Source organism: Myceligenerans pegani, from assembly GCF_014892515.1.
GTDB lineage: Bacteria > Actinomycetota > Actinomycetes > Actinomycetales > Cellulomonadaceae > Myceligenerans > Myceligenerans pegani.
The window spans coordinates 198,283-219,438 of record NZ_JADBGR010000104.1 but is presented as its reverse complement, the minus strand read 5'-3'; the positions used below and the strand labels follow the sequence as shown (position 1 = coordinate 219,438).

At 71.9% G+C, this 21,156-nt stretch carries 18 protein-coding genes; 14 read left to right on the top strand and 4 right to left on the bottom strand.

Annotation, left to right across the window (positions count from 1 at the left end):
- Positions 1-86 precede the first annotated feature (86 nt).
- The 4 genes from IIE03_RS18975 to IIE03_RS18960 all read left to right on the top strand — a co-directional run bounded on the left by IIE03_RS18975 (position 87) and on the right by IIE03_RS18960 (position 4,849).
- Positions 87-263 carry a hypothetical protein gene (locus tag IIE03_RS18975; RefSeq protein WP_192864322.1) on the top strand — a complete coding sequence of 59 codons (177 nt, stop codon included), beginning with the start codon at positions 87-89 and terminating at the stop codon, positions 261-263.
- 65 nt (positions 264-328) lie between these two features.
- Positions 329-3,214 (top strand): helix-turn-helix transcriptional regulator, encoded by a 2,886-nt coding sequence (locus IIE03_RS18970; RefSeq protein WP_192864321.1) that lies wholly within the window; start codon positions 329-331, stop codon positions 3,212-3,214.
- A 96-nt stretch (positions 3,215-3,310) separates the two neighbouring features.
- Entirely contained in the window at positions 3,311-4,183 is an 873-nt protein-coding gene (locus tag IIE03_RS18965; protein WP_192864320.1) for a DUF3097 domain-containing protein, read from the top strand.
- Positions 4,184-4,300: 117 nt separating this feature from the next.
- Positions 4,301-4,849 carry a DUF4870 domain-containing protein gene (locus IIE03_RS18960; RefSeq protein WP_192864319.1) on the top strand — a complete coding sequence of 183 codons (549 nt, stop codon included), beginning with the start codon at positions 4,301-4,303 and terminating at the stop codon, positions 4,847-4,849.
- A 70-nt stretch (positions 4,850-4,919) separates the two neighbouring features.
- On the opposite strand, the gene IIE03_RS18955 is transcribed toward IIE03_RS18960, so the two are convergent.
- The gene (locus IIE03_RS18955) at positions 4,920-6,017 is read right to left on the bottom strand and encodes a DUF2189 domain-containing protein (RefSeq protein ID WP_192864318.1); all 1,098 of its coding nucleotides are present in this window, start codon (positions 6,015-6,017) and stop codon (positions 4,920-4,922) included.
- Between the two features lie 543 nt (positions 6,018-6,560).
- Between IIE03_RS18955 and IIE03_RS18950 the strand changes: the two genes are divergently transcribed.
- Genes IIE03_RS18950 through mnhG form a run of 6 tightly spaced genes read left to right on the top strand, consistent with a single transcriptional unit; the run spans position 6,561 to position 13,038 of the window.
- Positions 6,561-9,572: a Na+/H+ antiporter subunit A gene (locus IIE03_RS18950; RefSeq protein WP_192864317.1), complete on the top strand. Its 3,012-nt coding sequence runs from the start codon at positions 6,561-6,563 to the stop codon at positions 9,570-9,572.
- A complete protein-coding gene (locus IIE03_RS18945; protein ID WP_192864316.1) occupies positions 9,569-10,096 on the top strand; it encodes a Na(+)/H(+) antiporter subunit C in 528 nt (175 codons plus the stop codon). The genes IIE03_RS18950 and IIE03_RS18945 overlap by 4 nt, the downstream gene beginning before the upstream one ends.
- A complete protein-coding gene (locus IIE03_RS18940; RefSeq protein ID WP_192864315.1) occupies positions 10,093-11,760 on the top strand; it encodes a Na+/H+ antiporter subunit D in 1,668 nt (555 codons plus the stop codon). The genes IIE03_RS18945 and IIE03_RS18940 overlap by 4 nt, the downstream gene beginning before the upstream one ends.
- Positions 11,757-12,368, top strand: a complete 612-nt coding sequence (locus tag IIE03_RS18935) for a Na+/H+ antiporter subunit E (RefSeq protein ID WP_318843067.1) — start codon at positions 11,757-11,759, stop codon at positions 12,366-12,368. Before IIE03_RS18940 ends, IIE03_RS18935 begins: the two co-directional genes overlap by 4 nt.
- Complete coding sequence (locus IIE03_RS18930) at positions 12,365-12,700, top strand: MrpF/PhaF family protein (protein WP_192864314.1); 336 nt, start codon at positions 12,365-12,367, stop codon at positions 12,698-12,700. The genes IIE03_RS18935 and IIE03_RS18930 overlap by 4 nt, the downstream gene beginning before the upstream one ends.
- A complete protein-coding gene (gene mnhG / locus IIE03_RS18925) occupies positions 12,697-13,038 on the top strand; it encodes a monovalent cation/H(+) antiporter subunit G (protein WP_192864313.1) in 342 nt (113 codons plus the stop codon). Before IIE03_RS18930 ends, mnhG begins: the two co-directional genes overlap by 4 nt.
- Before the next feature lie 14 nt (positions 13,039-13,052).
- Here mnhG and IIE03_RS18920 read toward each other — a convergent pair whose 3' ends face one another.
- The 3 genes from IIE03_RS18920 to lepA form a co-directional block, all read right to left on the bottom strand.
- Positions 13,053-14,036, bottom strand: coding sequence for a DUF2189 domain-containing protein (locus IIE03_RS18920; protein WP_192864312.1), 984 nt, complete (start codon positions 14,034-14,036; stop codon positions 13,053-13,055).
- Between the two features lie 92 nt (positions 14,037-14,128).
- Positions 14,129-15,448, bottom strand: coding sequence for a radical SAM family heme chaperone HemW (hemW, locus tag IIE03_RS18915; RefSeq protein ID WP_192864311.1), 1,320 nt, complete (start codon positions 15,446-15,448; stop codon positions 14,129-14,131).
- Position 15,449: 1 nt separating this feature from the next.
- Positions 15,450-17,339: a translation elongation factor 4 gene (gene lepA, locus IIE03_RS18910; RefSeq protein ID WP_318843066.1), complete on the bottom strand. Its 1,890-nt coding sequence runs from the start codon at positions 17,337-17,339 to the stop codon at positions 15,450-15,452.
- Between the two features lie 239 nt (positions 17,340-17,578).
- Between lepA and IIE03_RS18905 the strand changes: the two genes are divergently transcribed.
- From IIE03_RS18905 to IIE03_RS18890, 4 genes are all read left to right on the top strand, one after another.
- On the top strand, positions 17,579-18,355 hold the full coding sequence (locus IIE03_RS18905) for an HAD-IIA family hydrolase (RefSeq protein WP_192864310.1): 777 nt from the start codon (positions 17,579-17,581) through the stop codon (positions 18,353-18,355).
- Between the two features lie 43 nt (positions 18,356-18,398).
- A complete protein-coding gene (locus IIE03_RS18900; RefSeq protein ID WP_192864309.1) occupies positions 18,399-19,187 on the top strand; it encodes a maleylpyruvate isomerase family mycothiol-dependent enzyme in 789 nt (262 codons plus the stop codon).
- 166 nt (positions 19,188-19,353) lie between these two features.
- Positions 19,354-20,643, top strand: a complete 1,290-nt coding sequence (locus IIE03_RS18895; RefSeq protein ID WP_192864308.1) for a cytochrome P450 — start codon at positions 19,354-19,356, stop codon at positions 20,641-20,643.
- Between the two features lie 23 nt (positions 20,644-20,666).
- Positions 20,667-21,098 (top strand): type II toxin-antitoxin system PemK/MazF family toxin, encoded by a 432-nt coding sequence (locus tag IIE03_RS18890; RefSeq protein ID WP_192864307.1) that lies wholly within the window; start codon positions 20,667-20,669, stop codon positions 21,096-21,098.
- The last annotated feature ends 58 nt before the right edge of the window (positions 21,099-21,156 follow it).

The window sequence follows — 21,156 nt, the reverse complement described above, 5'->3', positions numbered from 1 at the left end:
ATCCGCCGCCGCTACCTCATCTCCGAGGCTGGTACCAGCGCCGGAGAGGAACCGGTGCCGGACACCAGAAGGCAGAGGGATCAGACATGTTCGGGTTCACCGACTACTCCGAGTACCGCCGCAACGAGCAGGAGATCACCCGCCGCAACGAGCAGAAGCGCCGGGAGCGCGAGCTCCGGGAGACCCGCGGGACGCGGGAGACCGGCCGCGGCACCGACCGCCGGGCGGCCGCGGCGCGGCCCGCCCGGGCCCGCTGGGCGTGAGCATGACGACCACGGCGCCCCGAATTCCGGGGACGGCGACCGGACCGGCATGGGACGATGCTCCCATGCCGGTCAGCCGTGCCCGCCTCGCGGGTCGTACCCGCGAGCTCGAGGATCTGCGGACGGCGCTGGACGACGTCCGCGCCGGGGCGGGACGCACCGTGGTCGTGGCCGGCGAGGCCGGGATCGGCAAGACACGCCTCGTCGAGGAGCTGACCTCAGGGGCCGCGGGCGTCACGCTCGTCTCCGGCCAGTGCGCCGACTCGGGTTCCGGGCCGGTGCCGTACGCCGCCCTCATGGGTGTCCTCCACGACGTCGTGCGCGAGCTCGGCCCCGAGAGGACCCTCGCGACGGCCGGGCCCGGCGCGGGCGCGCTGTCCGTGGTCGCGCCCCAGCTCGTGGAGCCCGACGGCGATCCCGGCGCCGAGCGCCTGCCCGAGGTGCTCGCGAACCTCCTGGGCGGGCTGGCCGCCACCCGCCCCGTCCTGCTCGTCCTCGAGGACCTGCACTGGTCCGACGACGTCACCCGTGCCCTCGCCGTCCGGCTGGCCCGGACCGCGCCGGCCGGCCTGCTCCTGGTGCTCACCTACCGCAGCGACGACGTCGGGCGCGGGCACCCGCTGCGGGCCGCCGTCGCCGAGCTCGACCGCGCGCGGGTGGCGACGCGCCTCGACCTGGACCGCCTCGGGGAGGACGAGGTCCGGACGATGGCGCGTGACCTGAGCGCCGCCGAACTCGATGCCGCCGCCCTGTCCGACCTCGTCGAGCGCTCCGCGGGAGTGCCCTTCTACGTGGAGGAGCTCGCCGGCTTCCTCGGCTCGGAGCTGCCCGAGTCGCTGCGCGACATCCTCCTCCTGCGCTACTGGCGCCTGAGCCCCCAGGCGCAGGCGCTGTGCCGGGTCGTGGCGGTCGCCGGGCCGCGGGTCTGGCACGACGTGCTCGACGACGTCGTCGCGGACGCCGCGGGCGCCGTCGGCGACGACCCCGACCAGGTGACCCGCGAGGCGGTGGAGGGCGCCGTCCTCGTCGCGACCGACGTGGGCTACGAGTTCCGGCACGCCCTCGTGCAGGAGGCCGTGTACGCCGAACTCCTGCCCGGCGAGCGCCGGCGCCTGCACGCGGCGTACGCGCGGGCACTGACCACGGCCCTGAACGCCCGAGCCCGGTCGGTGATGAAGCTGTCCCGCATCGCCGACCACTGGTGGAAGGCGGGCGTGCTGGGCAACGCCCTGGCGGCCGCCGTCGTCGGGCACGACGCCGCGGCCGGCGCCGCCGCGGTCTCCACCGCCGTCTCCCTCGGAGAGCGTGCCCTGGAGCTCTGGGAGCAGGTGCCCGACGCCGCCGACGTGGCCGGGCTGGCGCATCACGAACTGCTCCTGCGGGTGGCCGAGACAGTGCGGAACTCGACCCGCTCCGAGCGCGCCCTGGCCCTCGCGCACGAGGCGCTGGCCGAGTGGCCGCAGGACGACCCGGTCGGCCTGGCGCGGGCGCGGACGACGACGGCCCTCATCGCGGGTCATGCCGGGAGCGACGAGGGCCCGGGCCTGCTGGAGCGGGCGCTCGCCCTGGTGCCGCCGGGCACCGACGACTCCGTGCGTGCCCGGGTCCTGATCATGCAGGCGCGTCACGCGATGCTCGCGGGATGGCCGCGCGAGGCGATCGAGGCGGCCGACGGCGCCCGTCACGCCGCCGAGGCGGCCGGCGACCAGGCGAGCCTCGCCACGGCCCTCAACCTGCGGGGCGTGAGCCGGCACCTGGGGGGCGACCCCGGCGGGATCGACGACATCGATCGCGGGTTCGAGATCGCGGGCGACGACTGGTACGCGGCGAGCCGGTACTACATCAACGGGTCGGACGCCCGGTTGATCGCGGGTGACTGGGCGGGCGCGGAGGCCATCGCCGCCAAGGGCGCCCAGCGCGGGCAGGGCGCGACCGGCGACGCGCTGCTCATGCCCGACGGCACCCGTTCCATGGTGGAGGGGAACATCGCCGAGGCGTGGATCGGGCAGGGCCGCTGGGCCGACGCCGCCGTCTGGTACGAGCGCCACATCCCCCTGCTGCACACGAGCATCTACGCCGCGTACCTCACCGAGCGCTGGACGTGGCTCGCGATGTGGCGCGGCCTGGTGGACGAGGCGCAGGCCGAGGCGCGGCGGCGGGCCGCCACCTGGGAGCGGTTCGGGAGCCTGGAGGTGCAGGTCCGGTCGAAGGTGGCGGTCACGCAGGCCGAGCTCGCCCTGCTGCGCGACGAGCCGGGGCAGGCGCTCGGGCTCGTGTCGGAGGTCGCCGCCGAGGGGCACCAGGTGCTTCCGCCGTACGACCTGCCGCGGCTCGCCGTCGCCGCCCGGGCGATCACGTGCCTGCGCGCGGCCGGCCAGGAGGTGGACGACGCGCCGTACCGTGCCGCGCTGGCGGCGTGCTCCCACTGGCCGACGCATCCCGTGTGGGCGGCGCTGTTCGAGGCGGAGCTCGGCACGGGGCCGTGGCCGGCGGTCGCCGACCTGCCCGGGCCGGCCCATCTGCGCCCGTACGCGCTGTTCCGGGAGGGCGAGACGCTCCTCGACGCGGGCGACCGGGCGGGCGCCCGCGACCGGCTGGAGCGCGCGGTGGCGGAGTCGGAGCGGATCGGCGCGGGGCTGATCACCGGCTGGGCGACAGGGCTGCTGGAGCGGGCAGGGCTGGGTGGCGGTGCCGGGGAACCGCGTGCCGAGGGCACGACCGGTGCCGGGGCCGCGCGACCGCCGTCGGACACGACGTCGCCGGCCGGCACCGAGCCGCTGACGGCGCGCGAGCGACAGGTGCTGGACCTGGTCGCGGAGGGGATGACCAACGGGGAGATCGCCGGCCGGCTGTTCATCTCGCCGAAGACCGTCTCGGTGCACGTCTCCGCGATCCTGCGCAAGCTGGGTGTCTCGTCCCGCACGGAGGCGGCGCTCCGCGCGCGTGCGTAGACCGTGTGGGTGTGTGGTCGGCCGTCGGCCGTGGGGCACGCCGCGTGTCGGCGTGGCTTGCCGGGAGCGGCGGGGCGGCCGACCTACGATCGGCCCGTGCACGACCGATACGGAGCCGATGTCCTGAACCCCGAGTTTCCCGGGGCGCATCGCGGGCGGCGCAAGCCCGAGACGCGGCCCGTCGCGGCCGAACCCGGGCTCGTCGTCGAGGACGTCGAGTCCGGCTGGGTCGGCGCGGTGGTGCGGGTCGAGACGTCGGGCGGGATGCGGGTGGTCGTGCTGGAGGACCGGCGCGGGCGGACGCGGTCCTTCCCGCTGGGCCCCGGCTTCTGGGTCGAGGGACGGCCGGTCGAGCTCACGGCGCCGGTCGTGTCGCGCGCCCCGCGGCCGCCGTCGCGCACGGCCTCCGGGTCGGTAGCCGTGCCGGACTCGCCCGCGCGTGTGGCGCGCGGCTCGCGCATCTGGGTCGAGGGCAGGCACGACGCCGAGCTCGTGGAAAAGGTCTGGGGCGACGACCTGCGCGTCGAGGGCGTGGTGGTCGAGATGCTCGACGGCATCGACAACCTCGCCGAGCGGCTCGCGGAGTTCGGGCCCGACGACGGGCGCCGGGTGGGCGTGCTCGTCGATCACCTCGTGCCCGGGTCGAAGGAGCAGCGTCTGGCCGACGAGGCACTGCGAGGGGTGCACCCGGGATCCGTGCTCGTGCTGGGCCATCCGTACGTGGACGTGTGGCAGGCGGTGAAGCCCGGGCGGATCGGGCTGGAGCGCTGGCCGCGGATCGAACGCGGCGTCGAGTGGAAGCACGGCATCCTGCGGGAGCTCGGCTGGCCGGCGGACTCGCAGGCCGACGTGGCGAGGGCGTGGCAGCGGATCCTCGGATCGGTGCGGGACTTCCGTGACCTCGACCCGGCCCTGCTGGGGCGCGTGGAGGAGCTCATCGACTTCGTGACGGCGCCCGGGGCGGAGTGACCGGCCGGCTCTCGCTCGGCCCCGTGGCGGCGACGGCATCGTCGGCAACGGCATCATTACGGCAACGGACCGCGTGGTTCTCGACCACGACGGCGTGCGAAGCCCTAGGGTTGGTGTATGTCCGAGACGCCCCAGACTCCCGGCGCGGAGCCGAGTCCGCAGCCGGAGTCCACGCCCCAGCCGAACCATGACGCCGAGTCCGGCGCCGCGCCCCAGCAGCCGTACGGTGCGCAGCCCGGTCAGCAGCCCTATGCCGCGCAGCAGCCCGGTCAGCAGCCCTATGGCGCCCAGCCGGGCCAGCAGCCGTACCAGGGGGCGCCGGGGTACGCGCCGGCGCCGCTGCGGCCCGACGAGGAGCGCACCTGGGCGGTCCTCGCCCACCTCGGCGGGATCATCCTGAGCGTCTTCGCCCCGCTGATCGTCTGGCTCGTGTTCAAGGAGCGCAGCCGCTACGTGGACGCGGAGGCGAAGGAGGCGCTGAACTTCCAGATCACGCTCGTCATCGCCGGCATCGCGATCGCCATCATCACGACCATCACGTTCGGGATCGGCGCGATCCTGTACCTGGCGTTCATCGCGGCGCTCGTGTTCATGATCATGGCCGCCGTGGAGACGTCCAAGGGGCGCCCCTACCGCTACCCGGTCAACATCCGCATCATCAAGTGAGCCGCATCGCCTGATCCTTGGCCGCCGAGGTGGTGGGTCCCGTCGGGGGAACCGCCACCTCGGCCTTTCGTCAGGCCATGACCGGGCCGCCCGTCAGACGGCGGTACGCGAACGCCAGCGCGATGAGGCTCAGCGGGATCGTGACCAGCAGTCCGAGACCGCACGGGATCGCGCCCAGGATGTTGATCCCGAGCAGGGCGAGCTCGAGGAGGAACACTGCGCCGAAGTTCCGTCCGACCAGCTTGAAGCTCGCGATGAAGGCGTCCCAGGCGTTCTGGTCCTTGTCGATCACGCCCTGGTACGTGAAGACGGCGAAGACCGCCACCACGAGCAGGCCGACCCCGCACAGCAGGGCCCCGACGAACTGCGCCGCCGTCAGCAGCAGCGCCGCCACGACGATCATGCCGAGTTTCGGCGCCTGGAACAGCGACGCGAACGTCGGCTTCACGCCGGAGGCCTCGCGCAGGGCCGCGTTCGTGCCCAGCCCCTGGATGATGCCGGTGAGCACCGCCCCGATCAGCCCGAGCAGCGAACCGCCGAACGTCAGGCCGGTGTCCATCTGGGTCGTGTAGGACAGGCTCCCCGAGTCCCGCAGCATCTCCTGGTAGCTCGTGATGTTGCCGGAGTTGAACACCGCGCCCACGACGATCAGCAGCAGGACGAACAAGATCCACACGAGGGCGTTGCCCGTGAACGTCCTCCAGGCGTACCCCAGCGCCTCGCCGACCCGGAAGCTCCCGGACGGGACGGCCGCACCGCCGCTCGCCGCACCCGCGCCGGCCGCGCCCCCGCCACCGTACGGCGGAGGTGTGCCGGGCCCGCCGGGAGGAGGCGCCCCGGGCCCGCCGGGCGGCTGCGCCGCATATCCACCGGGCGGGGGTGCGCCGTATCCGCCGGGAGCGGGCTGGGCACCGGGTCCCGTTCCGGATGCCGCGCGCGGCTCGGCCCCGTCGCCGGCCGGTGGTGGCGCACCGTGCCGGCCGATCGGCGGTGGCCCCTCTCCGCCGGAAGGCGGCCCCGCGGGCGGCGCGGCCGCCGCGGGCTCGTCGGCTCGTTGCGGTTCCGTGGGGCGGTCCGAGGGCGGTCGCGGCTCGGATTCGCCGGTCCCCGACGCGCCGGACTCCGGATCGGGCGGGTCGACGGGACCACGCGGTGTGTTCTCGCTCATTGTTCGCCTTTCGCTCGGGGCTCTCCCGAGCAACTGTCACTCGCAGGCCGACACACCGCGACCGGAACTCGCGCTCACCGGTCCATAGCGGGCAACGCGTCGCGCCGACCCGGCCCCGCCGGCCTACCGCGAGAAATGAGGGACAGACCCCATTGCCCGTCGCCGTCGTGGCTGGAAACCATGGTGCATGGACCTGGCAACGCTTCTGGTCGCCGGCGTGATCGTGCTCGCGGCACTGGTCACGCGCTACGCCATGGCGCGAGTGGGGCTTGGGGATCGACCCCCTGCGAAGCGGCTGGTGGCGCGGCGCCGACGGGGTAGGTCACCGACGTTGCGAGGCTGGTACCGCTAGCCGAATCTCGCTCCTGCCCGTACCGAGAGCAACGGCGGCGCGTGGCCGGGCATGCGAGTCCCTGCTCAAGGTCCCTATGTTCGAGGAGCCGACGTCGATACGACCACCCGGGCCCGACCCGTCCCAGAAGGAGTGCTGACCGCTTGCAGAACAGCCCACGCCGGCCGCGAGCCTGACAGGACGGAGCGGACGTGCTTCCCGTACTTCTCGCGCACACACTCGTCGCCCTGGCCGCGCCCGCTCTGGTCGCTCGCCTCGGACGGCGAGCGTTCTGGATCCTGGCTCTCGGCCCCGCGACAGCGGCCGCGTACGCCCTGTCCCAGACGGGGAACATCCTGGCCGGGCGCACTGCGGCCGAGCATCTGCCGTGGATTCCCGCGCTGGGTCTCGCCGTCGATCTTCGGCTCGACCCGCTGTCCTGGATGATGCTTTTGGTGGTCGGATCGGTCGGAACCCTGGTGTTGCTCTACTGCAGCGTCTACTTCGCGCGCGATGCGCATGGTCTCGGCCGGTTCGGTGGCTTCCTCGTGGCGTTCGCGGGTTCCATGGCGGGCCTGGTCATCGCTGACGACATGCTGGTCCTGCTGGTGTTCTGGGAGCTCACCGCGGTGTTCTCCTATCTGCTGATCGGCCACTACACGGACCGCAAGGCGTCGCGGCGCGCGGCGATCCAGGCAATGGTCGTCACCACCGCTGGTGGGCTGGTGATGCTGGTCGGCATCGTCGTGCTCGGCGTGACCGCCGGCACCTGGAGCGTCTCCGCCGTCGTCGCGGAGCCGCCGTCCGGGCCCGCCGTGACCGGCGCCGTGCTGTGCCTGCTCACGGGCGCGGCCACGAAGTCCGCGCTCGTACCCACGCATTTCTGGCTGCCGGCTGCGATGGCGGCCCCGACTCCGGTGTCGGCCTACCTGCACGCCGCGGCCATGGTGAAGGCCGGTGTCTACCTGGTGGCGCGCTTCGCGCCCGCGTTCTCCGACCTGGCGGCGTGGCGCGCCGTGGTGCTGGTGCTCGGCGGAACCACGCTCCTGCTCGGCGGGTATCGTGCGCTGCGCCAGCACGACCTCAAACTGCTGCTGGCGTTCGGCACGGTCTCTCAGCTCGGGCTTCTCGTGCTGCTGCTCGGTTACGGGACGCGCGCCACCGCCCTCGCGGGCCTGGCTCTCCTCGGAGCTCATGCCATGTTCAAGGCGTCCCTGTTCCTTGTCGTCGGCGTCGTCGATGCGGCGACCGGCACCCGCGACCTACGCCGGCTCGCCGGCGTCGGGCGGAGGCTACCCGTCACCGCGTTGGCCGCGACACTCGCGACGGCCTCGATGATCGGGTTGCCGCCCTTCGCCGGCTATGTCGCCAAGGAGGCCGCGCTGGAGGCCTGGGCACATGACGGCGACGCCCTGGCCACGGTGATGATCGGCGTGGTCGCCGTGGGTTCGGTACTCACCGTGGCCTACGGCCTGCGCTTTCTCTGGGGCGCCTTCAAGCCTCGCCTCACGTCCCGCCCGGGACCGCCGGCGTCAGGACTCCCCGCTGCGATGCGATCCGACGCCTCCCACGACGTCGTGCACCCCCAGCCGTTCTGGATGGTCGCGCCTCCGCTCGTCCTGGCCGTCCTCGGCCTCGTCGTCGCCCTCGTACCCGGCATCGGCGAGAGGCTCCTGGCGCCGCACGCGGACACCTACCCCGCCGGAGAGCCGGGGCACCTCACCCTCTGGGGAGGGTTCACCCCCGCCCTCGCGGTCACCGGTGCGGTGCTGGTGGCCGGCGCGGTGGCGTTCGTGCGGCGCGACCGTGTCGAGCGGCTGCAGGACACGCTGTGGTCCCCGGCCGGCGCGGACGTCGTCTACCGGCGCCTCATGCGGAAGCTGGACCTGCTCGCGGGCGCCGTCACCGCCGGTACGCAGCGGGGGTCCCTGCCCCTCTACCTGGGCATGATCCTCGTCGGCCTGGCCGTCGGGCCCGGACTCGCTCTCGCCTGGGGGCTCACCGACCGGTCCGGCGACGCGTCCCTCCCCGCCGCGTCCCTCCCCGCCGCGGAGAACAGGACGCTCGAGCTCGGTCCCTTCGCGGTGGTGCCATGGGACCGCCCCGCGCAGCTGGCCGTCGTCCTGGTCGTCGTGGCGGCCGCCGTACTGACCGCCAACGCCCGACGCCGGCTGAAGGCCGTGATACTCGCGGGGGTGGCCGGCTACGGCAACGCCGCCCTGTTCGTGCTGCACGGAGCCCCCGATCTCGCGCTGACCCAGGTGCTGGCCGAGACGCTGATCCTGATCGTCATGATCCTGGTGCTGCGGCGTCTGCCGCCCTACTTCTCCGACCGGCCCCTGGCGGCGAGCAGATGGGTACGGCTCGCCATCGGTGTGACCACCGGGCTGGTCGTGATGCTCTTCGTGGCGACCGCGCCGCTCGCACGAGTGCATCTGCCCGTGTCGGTGGACTTCCCCGAGGAGGCGGAGGCCTTCGGCGGTGGGCGCAACATCGTCAACGTCACGCTCGTCGATATCCGCGCCTGGGACACCGTGGGCGAGATCTCGGTGCTCCTCGTGGCCGCTACGGGAGTCGCCTCGCTGGTCTTCCTGCGCCAGCGCAGGAGCGACGTCCTGCGCCTCGACCGGGCCGCCACGCTGCAAGCCGCTGAACCGGCGGCGCGCTCCGCCACGCAGCACACACGGCAGGGCGAGTGGCTGCGGGCAGGACCCACGCTCGATCCGAGCCAGCGGTCGATGCTGTTCGAGGTGCTCACCAGGATCATGTTCCACCCCATGATCCTGTTCGCCTTGTTCCTGCTGTTCAGCGGACACAACGCGCCGGGCGGCGGTTTCGCGGCGGGTCTGGTCGCCGGCCTGGCACTGGCCGTTCGGTACCTGGCCGGCGGGCGCTACGAGCTGGGCGAGGCCGCACCGGTGCACCCTGGTCTGGTGCTCGGCACCGGGCTGTTCCTCTCGGCCGGCGTCGGCCTCGCGGCCTTGCTCATCGGTCAGGCGGCGCTCGAGAGCACGATCGTGGACCTGCACCTGCCGGTGGTGGGTGACGTGCACCTGGTCACCAGTCTGTTCTTCGACATCGGCGTGTTCCTCGTCGTCATCGGCCTGGTCATCGACATTCTGCGTACCTTCGGCGCCGAGCTCGACCGGCAGGCCGAGTCCCCCTCCCGGCTACCAGGTTCGGATCGGCGTACGGCCGACCTCACCGGAGGTGAGTCCGCATGATCGTCCTCGACACCGTGCCGTCGGGCGCCCTGCTCCTCGCGGTGGGCGTGCTGTTCGCCGCGGGCGTCTACCTCCTGCTGGAACGATCGCTCACCCGTGTCCTGCTCGGCTTCGTACTGCTGGGCAACGGTGTGAACCTCGCGATCCTCGTTGCCGGCGGCCGCGCGGGAGCCCCACCGATCACCGGCGGGGCCGGTGCGACGGAGCCGATGAGCGATCCGCTGGCCCAGGCCATGATCCTGACCTCCATCGTGATCACGCTCGCCCTGGTGGCGTTCGTGCTGGCCATGGCGTATCGCTCCTGGCAGCTGCACGAGCACGACGAGGTGCAGGACGACCTGGAGGACGCCCGTATCGCGCGGCTGGCCGAGCACGACGTACCGTCCTACGCCGACAGCGACGCTCTCGGGTCCGGGGCCATGCTCGACGAGGAGGCGGTGGCCGCCCGGGACGAGGTCGCGTTCCCGGATGCCGCGACGAGGCGCCGGCCCGACTCCTCCGCCCGCGGGGGTGGTGACACGTGAATCCCTGGACAGTGCAGACACTCGTCCCCCTGCCGGTACTGGTGCCGCTGTTCGCGGCCGGTCTGGCCCTGGCCCTCCACAGGTACGACCGGGCACAGCGGATCATCTCCGTGGCCGCGCTGTCCGTGGTGACGGTCGCCGCCGCGGGCCTCGTCGTCTTCGCCCGCGACGCGCCGGTGGTGTACGACGTCGGCGGATGGGCGGCCCCGGTCGGTGTCAACCTGGTGGCCGATCCGCTCGCCGCGCTGATGCTGCTCGTGAGCAGTGTCGTGTTGCTCTGCGTGCTGCTGTACTCGATGGCGCAGGGCATCGCCGACAGCGGCGACCGGGCGGCGCCCCTGGTGCACGACACGGAGGCCATACGCCGGATCCTGGAGGCGCAGGATCCCGACGCCGACGAGTTGCGGCGCCGCAACGTCCTGCCGGTGGCGATCTTCCACCCGACGTTCCTCATCCTGGCGGCCGGTGTCGGGGACGCCTTCCTCGCCGGTGACCTGTTCAACCTGTTCGTCGGGTTCGAGGTCCTGCTCGCCGCCTCCTACGTGCTCCTCACGCTCGGCGGCACCGTCGAACGCATCCGCGCCGGCAGCATCTACGTCGTCGTCGCGTTGCTGAGCTCGATCCTGTTCCTGCTGGCCGTCGGCCTGGCCTACGGCGCGACGGGAACGGTGAACATGGCACAACTCGCCGAGCGACTGCCCGAGATCGATCCCGGCGTACGGCTGGGCATCCAGGCGCTGCTGCTGCTCGCCTTCGGGATCAAGGCGGCCATCTTTCCGCTGTCCGCATGGCTCCCCGACTCCTACCCGACCGCCCCCGCACCGGTGACCGCCGTGTTCGCGGGCCTGCTCACGAAGGTCGGCGTCTACGCGATCCTGCGTACCCAGACGCTCCTCTTCCCCCGGAACGAGGCGCTCGAGATCGTCCTGCTCGTTCTGGCGCTCGCCACGATGCTCATCGGCATCCTGGGCGCCGTCGCACAGGACGACGTGAAACGTCTGCTGTCGTTCACGCTGGTCAGTCACATCGGCTACATGATCTTCGGCGTGGCGCTTGCCACCCAGGCCGGCACCGCAGCGGCCATCTTCTACGTGGTGCACCACATCACCGTGCAGACCGCTCTGTTCCTGGTGGTCGGGCTCGTGGAACGCCGAACCGGCACGACGTCGCTCGAACGCCTGGGTAGCCTCGCGACCCTCGCTCCCGGTCTGGCCGTTCTCTTCTTCATACCGGCCATGAGCCTTGCCGGCGTCCCGCCGCTGTCCGGTTTCCTGGGCAAGGTGGGCCTGCTGGAGGCCGGTGTACTCGATGGCTCCGCACTGGCCTGGCTCCTGGTCGTCGGGTCCGTGGTCACCTCGTTGCTGACGCTGTACGCCGTGATCCGGGCCTGGAACAAGGCGTTCTGGCAGCCGCGCCCCGACGGGCAGGAACTCCCCGAGGAATCCCACCTGCCCTGGGGCATGGTCGGCCCGACAGCAGCGCTGGTCACGATCGGTGTGGGACTCACCGTGGTAGCCGGGCCCCTCTACGACTACGCCGAGCGAGCCGCGAGCACGGTCATGGGCGAGGAGGCCTACATCGATGCGGTGTTTCCCGATGGCGCACCACGTGGCACCGGTGAGTCCGACGAGGTCACGAACGATACCGGGGAGGATCAACCGTGAAACTGACCGAGCCCACCGGAACACCGCGGCGCCCCCTCGCCCGGTTCACCCGACCATGGCGCACCATGGCGTTGGGCGCCTTGCTCTGGGTGCTGCTGTGGGGGGACCTGTCCTGGGCGAACGTCGTGTCGGGGGCGGTGCTCGGCGCGCTCGTCGCCGTAGCGTTCCCCCTGCCGTCCCTGGGAACGGCCGCAACCATACGGCCCGGCGCGCTGGTCCACCTCCTCGGCCGGTTCGTGACCGACCTCGTGCTCGCGTCGTTCCAGGTGGCCTGGACCGCGGTGCGGCCAAGCGCACCGCCGCGTGGCGGGCTCGTCGAAGTACCCCTGCGCACGACGTCGGAGCTCTTCGTCGCGACGACGGCAAGCTTGTCGTCCCTGGTCCCCGGGACGCTCGTCGTCGACCTCGACAGGGCCGGTCCCACTCTGCACGTGCATGTTCTCGACCTCACCGGTTCAGGCGGTCCAGGCGCAGTGCGCGACGCCACGCTCGCGCTGGAGGAGCGGCTGCTACGGGCGTTCGCTCCCCAGGCGGAGCTGGTCCGCGCCGGGCTGGTTGACCGGGTTGTGCATCCCCATGTCCCGCCGAGCGAGGAGGAACGCCGATGATGGTCGCCGCCGGGGTGGGCGCCACAGCCCTGCTTGCCGTGGGCGCCCTGTTCGCGCTTGTCCGGATGGAGCGAGGGCCCTCGATGCTGGACCGCACGGTCGCGTTCGACGTGCTCACGACGACGCTCGTCGGCGCCGTCGCGGTCGAGGCCGCACTGTCCCGCCGCATCGAGTCGGTGCCCATCCTGGTCGTGCTGTCCATGGTCGGCTTCATCGGGTCGGTGACGATCGCCCGCTTCGCCTCCGTCGAGCCGCCCAAGACCGACGGGCCGAAACGTCGGGCCGGCCGCGGGAGCGGACCCGAGGACTCCGGCGAACGAGGAAACTCATGATCGTCGTATCGGACGTTGCTGCCGCGCTCTGCCTGCTGCTGGGGGCCTTCTTCTCGTTCTCCGCAGGCGTCGGTGTCACGCGGTTCGACAACCTGTTCTCCCGGATGCATGTCGTGGCCAAGCCGCAGGTGCTCGGACTGCTGCTGCTCCTGACCGCGCTCGCGCTGCGGCTGCAGGACCGCACGTCGGTCGCCATGCTCCTCCTGGTCGCCGTGTTCCAGCTGATGACCTCCCCCGTGGCCGCGCACATGGTCGGCCGGGCAGGACTGCGCACCGGCAACACCGGCGTGACGTCTCCGCGGACCTGCGACGCCCGAGAGCCGGAGGCCGACGGCTGACGCACGCGGCGTGATCACGCCGCCATCTGCTCCGCCTCGATCGGCTCGCCCTGCAGCCTCCGGAACAGGTGCGCCCCGAAGATCACCGAGAACGGTGCGACCACGAGGAGCCCGATCAGGCACAGGCACGCCCCCGCGAACGTGTACCCGAGGACGATCAGGTACGCGAGCACGACGAGCCCGAGGTTCGATGTCACGAGCCTGACACTCGAGGAGATCGCCTGGATCGCGTTCATGTCCTTCGCCAGGACGAAGTAGGGCGCGGCGACGAGCAGGACACCGACCACGAGCTGGATGAGCCACCCCACGAGAGGGATCAATGCGACCACGTTGCTGATGAGCACCATGAGGAGGGCGAGGAGCAGGATGCCGCCCCAGTTCCGCAGCGCGAAGAAGTCGCCGAAGCCGATGCGCTGCTTACGCGTGGACGCCAGCGCGGCCGCGTAGAACGTCATCCCGAGGACCTGGAGAATCACGCTGGAGATGACGCTGAACACGATCGCCCCGGGCTCCATCGAGGCGGACGTGAGCTCCTCCTCCCACCGGGTGATCGCGGCCGGGTCGCTGCTCTCCATCAGCTCCGGGAACTGCGCGAACGCCGCGCCGAACCACGGGTTCATCACGAAGAAGACGACGCCGCCCACGACGACCAGCAGCAGCCCCATCACGATCCAGACGCCGGCGTTCCGGCCGAACGACTGCCAGGCGTAGCGGTGGGACTCGCCGATGGACGGCGGCGCCCAGGGCACCGAATGTCCCATGGGCACGGGCGTCTGCGCCTGGTAGCCGGGCGGGGCGTACTGCCCGTACTGCGGCTGGCCGTACTGGGGTTGCCCGTACTGCGGCGGCTCCGGCTGCGATCCGCTCGGTGGCTGCTGCGGCTGCCCGCCATCCGCTCCCGGCGGCCCGTACGGATTCTGCTGCCCACCGGGTTGCTGTCCGTACGGGTCCTGCGGGTTCTGGCCGCCCTGGCCGGGCACGCCACCGTCGTTGCTCATCGACTCATCTCCCCAGCGCGTGTTGGTGGCATCAACCTAGCCGTAGTGACTGACAGTCCCAAGCACATACCCAGGACCGATACACGTTCGCGTCAAGCGGTCAGCTCGCGCACGACGGCGTCCGCGAGCAACCGCCCGCGCAGCGTGAGCACGGCCCGGGGTGCCACGCCCCCCGCCCCCAGCGCGGCCGCGCCGTCGAGCAGTCCGCGGGCGACCAGCCCGGCCACGGCACGACGCCCGGCAGGCCGGAGCACGTCCAGATCGAGCCCGTCGGCCAGCCGGACGCCCAGCATGACCCGCTCCAGGTACGCCTCGTCGGCCGTCAGCAGTTCCCGGCCCGCACCCGGCGACCCACCCGCCTCCAGCGCGGCCGCGTACCGCCGCGGATGCTTGACGTTCCACCAGCGCACACCCGCACGGCCGGCGCCTTCGTCACCCGTCGCGCGACCGGCTTCCGCCGCCACGTACGAGTGCGCCCCCGGCCCGATTCCCCACCAGTCGTGCCCGCGCCAGTAGGCCAGGTTGTGCCGGCAGGCGTCGTCGGCGGTCCGCGCCCAGTTCGACACCTCGTACCAGCTGAGCCCTGCCGCCGTGAGCAGCTCGTCGGCGAGCTCGTACTTGGCGGCCTGGTCGTCCTCGTCGGGCAGGGTGAGCTCGCCGCGCCGCACCTGGGCGGCCATCTTCGTGCCGGCCTCCACCACCAGGGCGTACGCCGACACGTGGTCGACGCCGGTCGCGACCGCCGCCTCCAGCGACTCCCGCCAGTCCCCGAGCGTCTCACCGGGTGTGCCGTAGATCAGGTCCAGCGAGACCCGCAGCCCCGCATCCCGGGCCCACCGCACCACGTCGGGGATCCGCGCGGGATCGTGCGTCCGCTCCAGGGTCGCCAGCACGTGCGGCACGGCGGACTGCATGCCGAACGACACCCGTGTGAATCCCGCCGCGGCCAGCTCCTCCAGGGACGACGGCGTCACCGAGTCGGGGTTCGCCTCGGTCGTGACCTCCGCCCCCGGCTCCAGGCCCCAGGCGTCCCGGACGCCGTCCAGGATCCGCACGAGGTCGCCGGCGGGCAGCATCGTCGGCGTCCCGCCGCCGAAGAACACGGTGGAGACGGCCCGCTCGGGCAGCCCGACGTCGGCCAACGTCTTCGTGGCGAGCTCCACCTCGCGCAGCGCGGTGCTCGCGTACGCGACCTGCGACGCCCCGCCGCCCAGTTCCGCGGCGGTGTAGGTGTTGAAGTCGCAGTAGCCGCAGCGCACGGAGCAGAACGGGACGTGCACGTACACGCCGAACCGTCGCCCGGAGTCGCCACCGCGCCCGCCGTCGTCGTCGGCTCCGGACCGCGCCGTCCCCACCCAGCGCGGCAGCGCGCCGTCGTCGGGCACGGGAACACCGTCAGGAAGTGCGGGCACGCTACTTCTTCTTGTCCTTGTCCTTGCCCGACGACGGATCGCTGGACAGCGCGGCGATGAACGCGTCCTTCGGGACCTCGACGGACCCGATGTTCTTCATGCGCTTCTTGCCTTCCTTCTGCTTCTCCAGCAGCTTGCGCTTCCGGCTGATGTCGCCGCCGTAGCACTTGGCCAGCACGTCCTTGCGCATCGCGCGGACCGTCTCGCGCGCGATCACGCGCGCGCCGATCGCGGCCTGGACCGGGACCTCGAACTGCTGCCGCGGGATGATCTCCTTGAGCTTCGCGGTCATCAGCACGCCGTAGTCGTACGCCTTGTCGCGGTGCACGATCGCGCTGAACGCGTCGACCTGGTCGCCCTGCAGCAGGATGTCGACCTTGACGAGGTTGGCCGCCTGGTCGCCGGAGGGCTCGTAGTCGAGCGAGGCGTAGCCGCGGGTGCGGGACTTGAGCTGGTCGAAGAAGTCGAACACGATCTCCGCGAGCGGGAGGGTCCAGCGGAGCTCGACACGGTCCTCGGACAGGTAGTCCATGCCCTGCATCTGCCCGCGACGGTCGGTGCACAGCCCCATCACGGTGCCGACGAACTCGCTCGGCGTGAGGATCGTCGCCCGCACCACCGGCTCGCGGACCTCGCTGATCTTCCCCGTGGGGAACTCGGACGGGTTGGTGACCTTGACCTCCTCGCCGTCCTCCATCGTGACGTCGTAGACGACGTTGGGCGCGGTCGAGATGAGGTCGAGGTTGAACTCGCGCTCCAGGCGCTCCCGCACGATCTCCAGGTGCAACAGGCCGAGGAAGCCGACGCGGAAGCCGAAGCCCAGCGCCACGGACGTCTCCGGCTCGTAGTTCAGCGCGGCGTCGTTGAGCTTGAGCTTGTCGAGCGCGTCGCGCAGCGCCGGGTAGTCGGACCCGTCGATCGGGTACAGGCCGGAGAACACCATCGGCTTGGGGTCGCTGTACCCGCCGAGCGCTTCGGTCGCGGGCTTCGCGGCGCTCGTGACCGTGTCGCCCACCTTCGACTGCCGCACGTCCTTCACGCCGGTGATCAGGTAGCCCACCTCGCCGACCCCGAGCCCCTTGGTCGGGTTCGCCTCCGGCGAGTGCACGCCGATCTCCAGGAGCTCGTGCGTGGCGCGCGTCGACATCATCGCGATGCGCTCACGGGGGTTGAGGTTCCCGTCCACCACGCGCACGTAGGTGACGACGCCGCGATAGGTGTCGTAGACGGAGTCGAAGATCATGGCGCGCGCGGCCGCGTCGGCGTCGCCGGTCGGAGCGGGAACGGTCGCCACGATCTTGTCCAGCAGGGCCTCGACGCCCTCGCCCGTCTTGCCGCTGACCTTGAGCACGTCCGCCGGGTCGCCACCCACGAGGTGCGCGAGCTCCTCCGCGTACTTCTCGGGCTGCGCGGCGGGCAGGTCGATCTTGTTCAGGACCGGGATGATCTCGAGCTCGTTCTCCATGGCCAGGTACAGGTTGGCCAGGGTCTGGGCCTCGATGCCCTGGGCGGCGTCGACCAGGAGCACCGCGCCCTCGCAGGCGGCGAGGCTGCGCGAGACCTCGTAGGTGAAGTCGACGTGCCCCGGCGTGTCGATCATGTGCAGCGCGTGCGGCGTCTCGACACCGTCCTCACCCGTGACCGCCCACGGCATGCGAACAGCCTGCGACTTGATCGTGATGCCGCGCTCACGCTCGATGTCCATGCGGTCCAGGTACTGCGCCCGCATGTCCCGCGCCTGCACCACGCCCGTGAGCTGCAGCATGCGGTCGGCGAGCGTGGACTTGCCGTGGTCGATGTGCGCGATGATGCAGAAGTTGCGGATCAGCTCGGGCGGCGTGGCGTTCGGCTGGATGCGCGCTGCGGCGGACTCGGTGGGGATCGGGGGCAAGGCGGGTTGCTCCTGGACTGTGGTGGGTGGTGACGCGTGAGTCTGTGTACGACGGCGGTCGTGGCTGGGTTCGGTGGCTACGGTCCGCCAGGGGAATTGTCCCACGGGTGACGCGAGCGGGCGGTGCACGATCCACAGGCCCGGCCCCGGACGCCGCGGGCTCGGCCGCGCGCCCCATAGGCTTACGCCCGAGCGGCGGGGCCATGGCCCGCCACCGGCGACACGAGGAGCACCACACGATGCCCGAGCGCGAGATCAAGTCCTGGCTCACCGACATGGACGGTGTCCTGGTCCACGAGGGGACGGCCCTGCCGGGCGCGGCGGACTTCGTCAAGCGCCTGCGCGACAAGGACGTGCCGTTCCTCATCCTGACCAACAACTCGATCTTCACGGCACGCGATCTGCGCGCGCGGCTGTCGGCCAGCGGCATCGAGGTGCCCGAGGACGCCATCTGGACCTCGGCCCTCGCGACGGCGCAGTTCCTGCACGAGCAGATTCCCGGCGGCAGTGCCTACGCCATCGGGGAGGCCGGCCTCACCACGGCCCTGTACCAGGCCGGGTACACGCTCACCGAGTCCGACCCCGACTACGTCGTGCTCGGCGAGACCCGCACCTACTCGTTCGAGGCGATCACGAAGGCGATCCGGCTGATCCAGGGCGGCTCGCGGTTCATCGCGACGAACCCCGACGTCACCGGGCCGTCGCAGGAGGGCCCGCTGCCCGCGACCGGCTCGGTCGCCGCCATGATCACCGCGGCCACGGGCCGCAAGCCGTACTTCGTGGGAAAGCCCAACCCCATCCTGTTCCGGTCCGCGCTCAACCGGATCGGCGCGCACTCCGAGGTGACCGCCATGATCGGCGACCGGATGGACACCGACGTGATGGGGGGCCTCGAGGCGGGGCTGCACACCTTCCTCGTGCTCACCGGCTCCACCCGGTCCGACGAGGTCCAGGACCACCCCTTCCGGCCCAACCAGGTCGTGGACTCGATCGCGGACCTGGTCGACCTGGTCTGAGCGAACCGGCCCGGATGTCGGTGTGCGGCGCTACCTTGGTCGCATGACCACCGCCGGTACCCCGAACCCTCTCGGAACGCAGCCGGGTGCCCTCGACTACCTGGCCCTGCTCGAACGATTGCAGAACGCCTTCCACGCCTCGATCGACGACGTCGATCCCACCGCCGCCGTGCCCACCTGCGGCGGCTGGACGGTACGGGACCTCGTCGAGCACCTCGCCCAGATCCACCACTGGGCCGCCGCCCAGGCCCGCGCTCAGCGCGCGTCCCGCCTGGGTGACGGCCCGTTCGAGCTGGCGCCGCACTACGCGGCCCAGGCCGCCGAGCTCCGGGAGACGCTCGGCCGCCTGGCGCCCGACGCGACCGCGCGCGTGCTCTCGCACCCGAAACCGCTCGCCCCGGGGCCCGCCTCGTTCTGGCACCGGCGCCAGGTGTACGAGACCCTCATCCACCTGCACGACCTGCGGGCGGCCGCGGCCGGGCACACCCGCGAGGACCTGGTCGCGGACGTGCCGCCGGAGGTGTGGGCCGATGCCGTGGACGAGGTCGTCACGGTGTTCCAGCCGCGCCAGGTCGGGCTCGGCCGGATGCGGCCGCTGACCGTCCACGTACTGCTCGGTGCCGACGACGCGGCAGGCACCCACTCCTGGGTGCTCGGCTCCCCGGACCGCGACCGCGCGCGGGAGGTCGTGCCCGACGCGACGGTGACCGGCCCGGCCCGTGCACTCGCCCTGCTCCTGTGGGGCCGCCTCACGCCCGATCAGGCCGGCGTCACGGTGGAGGGCAGCCGCCGGGACCTGGACGCGGTGCTCGCGGAACCGATCGTCCCCTGACGGGCGGAGTACTGCTAGCACTCTGGACGGGGTTCCGCCACTCAAGTGAAGGTGAAATACTCCCGGGCCAGGTGCCCATTTTTCCCGGTTCGGGGCAGGATGGGCACGGCCCGGGTTCGTGCCGGGCCCACCCACCCGTCCCGTCCCGACTGCCGGAGCAACCGACATGCCGCAGCCCGTGAGGCTCACCGACCTCACCGACCTCATGCCCATCACCCGGACCACCACGGCGGCGGACCCGCACGCGGTCTACCGAGGTCTGCGAGACCAGTGGGGGCCGGTCGCACCCGTCGAACTCGAGCCCGGTGTTCCGGCGTGGCTCGTGCTCGATCACGCGGACATCGTCCGCATCGCCCGGGACGACAAGCTGTTCACCCGCCGCAGCGAGAACTGGAACGGCCACTCCCGCGGGCTGCTGTCCACCGGCACCCGCCTGCTGCCGATGATCCCGCCCACCGAGCGGTTCTCCTCCCACTTCCAGGACGGCGCCGAGCGCGCACGGCTGCGGGCGCCGCTCGACGACGTCTTCAACGACCTCGACGAGCCTCTGCTCGGTGCGATGCTCCGGCGCACGTGCAACCAGCTCATCGACGAGTTCGCCGAGGACGGCAAGGCCGACATCGTCTCCCAGTACAGCGCCGTGCTTCCGCTGCTGGCCGTCGGCCAGCTCTTCGGGTTCGACTTCCGGACCGGCCGTCGCGTCGCTCACCTGGCGCGCGAGGTGATGAGCCCGATGGCGAGCAACACCGACGTGCTCCCCGAGCTCGAGGGCATCCTGACCGAGCACATCCGTGCCCGGTACGTCCGGCCCACCGACGACCTCACCAGCAGGCTGATCCAGCACGGCGCCTTCACCGCGCCGGTGGAGGTGGCCCACTCGCTGATCACGGTCCTCGCCGGCGCGAACGGGCCGCTGGAGTCGTGGGTGTCCTCCACCCTGCTCAGCCTGCTCACGGACCAGCGCACGCCCGGCATGGTGGGCAGCGGCTACTACGGCGTGGACCAGGCGATGGAGGAGACCCTGTGGGGCAACTCGCCGAGCGGCAACCTGCCGCCGCTCATCGCGAACAAGGATCTCCTGATGGGCGACAAGTACATCGAGCGCGGCGACGCCCTGGTCCTCGCGGTCAGCGCGGCCAGCCATGAGATCGCGCGGCAGAGCGAGGACGCCTGGGACCGCGCCGAGAACCGCAGCCAGCTCGCCTTCGGCAACGGCCCGCACCGCTGCCCGGCCCCGCGGCTGGCCCGGATCGTCACGCGGAACGCCGTCGACACCCTGCTCAAGCGGCTCGACGTGCGCCTCGCGATCGAGGTCGACGAGATCGACTGGTTCCCCTCTCCCTGGGAGCGCCGGCCGATGCGCCTCCCCGTGACGTTCACGCCGCCGCTCGAGGTCCGGCCGCACTGGAGCGACGGCGAGATCCCGGCACACGCCGGGCAGCCGCTGCGCACCTGACGTCATCCGGTAACGTCCGCTTCGTGACTTTTTCAGCAGACAACCCCTATCCCGGCGACTTCGAGGGCGAGGTCCACCCCGTCTACAACCCGGAACTGGACGGCGAGCCCGACCCCGGCGAGGTCGTGTGGACGTGGGTGCCCTACGAGGAGGATCACACCCAGGGGAAGGACCGGCCGGTGCTGCTCGTCGGCAAGGACGGGCCTTACCTGCTCGGCCTGCAGCTCTCCAGCCGCGACCACGACCACGACGCCCTGCAGGAGGCGCGCGAGGGCCGCATCTGGATGGACATCGGCACGGGCCGCTGGGACCGGGACGGACGCGACTCGGAGGTCCGCATCAACCGTGTCATCCGGATAGACCCGGACGACGTGCGCCGCGAGGGCGACATCCTCGACGAGGCGATCTTCGCCGAGGTCGTCAAGTACATGGACCGGGCGCTCGAACTCACGTGAGGGTGGGTGTCAGCAGGTCGGCGTCGTCCGGCACCCGCAGGCCCAGGTCGCCGCAGCG

Bases quoted from the DNA above. Each gene is read 5' to 3' on its own strand.
- IIE03_RS18975 (WP_192864322.1), top strand. From the start codon at position 87: ATGTTCGGGTTCACCGACTACTCCGAGTACCGCCGCAACGAGCAGGAG.
- IIE03_RS18970 (WP_192864321.1), top strand. From the start codon at position 329: ATGCCGGTCAGCCGTGCCCGCCTCGCGGGTCGTACCCGCGAGCTCGAG.
- IIE03_RS18960 (WP_192864319.1), top strand. From the start codon at position 4,301: ATGTCCGAGACGCCCCAGACTCCCGGCGCGGAGCCGAGTCCGCAGCCG.
- IIE03_RS18955 (WP_192864318.1), bottom strand. From the start codon at position 6,017: ATGAGCGAGAACACACCGCGTGGTCCCGTCGACCCGCCCGATCCGGAG.
- IIE03_RS18945 (WP_192864316.1), top strand. From the start codon at position 9,569: ATGATCGTCCTCGACACCGTGCCGTCGGGCGCCCTGCTCCTCGCGGTG.
- IIE03_RS18930 (WP_192864314.1), top strand. From the start codon at position 12,365: ATGATGGTCGCCGCCGGGGTGGGCGCCACAGCCCTGCTTGCCGTGGGC.
- mnhG (WP_192864313.1), top strand. From the start codon at position 12,697: ATGATCGTCGTATCGGACGTTGCTGCCGCGCTCTGCCTGCTGCTGGGG.
- IIE03_RS18920 (WP_192864312.1), bottom strand. From the start codon at position 14,036: ATGAGCAACGACGGTGGCGTGCCCGGCCAGGGCGGCCAGAACCCGCAG.
- IIE03_RS18905 (WP_192864310.1), top strand. From the start codon at position 17,579: ATGCCCGAGCGCGAGATCAAGTCCTGGCTCACCGACATGGACGGTGTC.
- IIE03_RS18900 (WP_192864309.1), top strand. From the start codon at position 18,399: ATGACCACCGCCGGTACCCCGAACCCTCTCGGAACGCAGCCGGGTGCC.
- IIE03_RS18895 (WP_192864308.1), top strand. From the start codon at position 19,354: ATGCCGCAGCCCGTGAGGCTCACCGACCTCACCGACCTCATGCCCATC.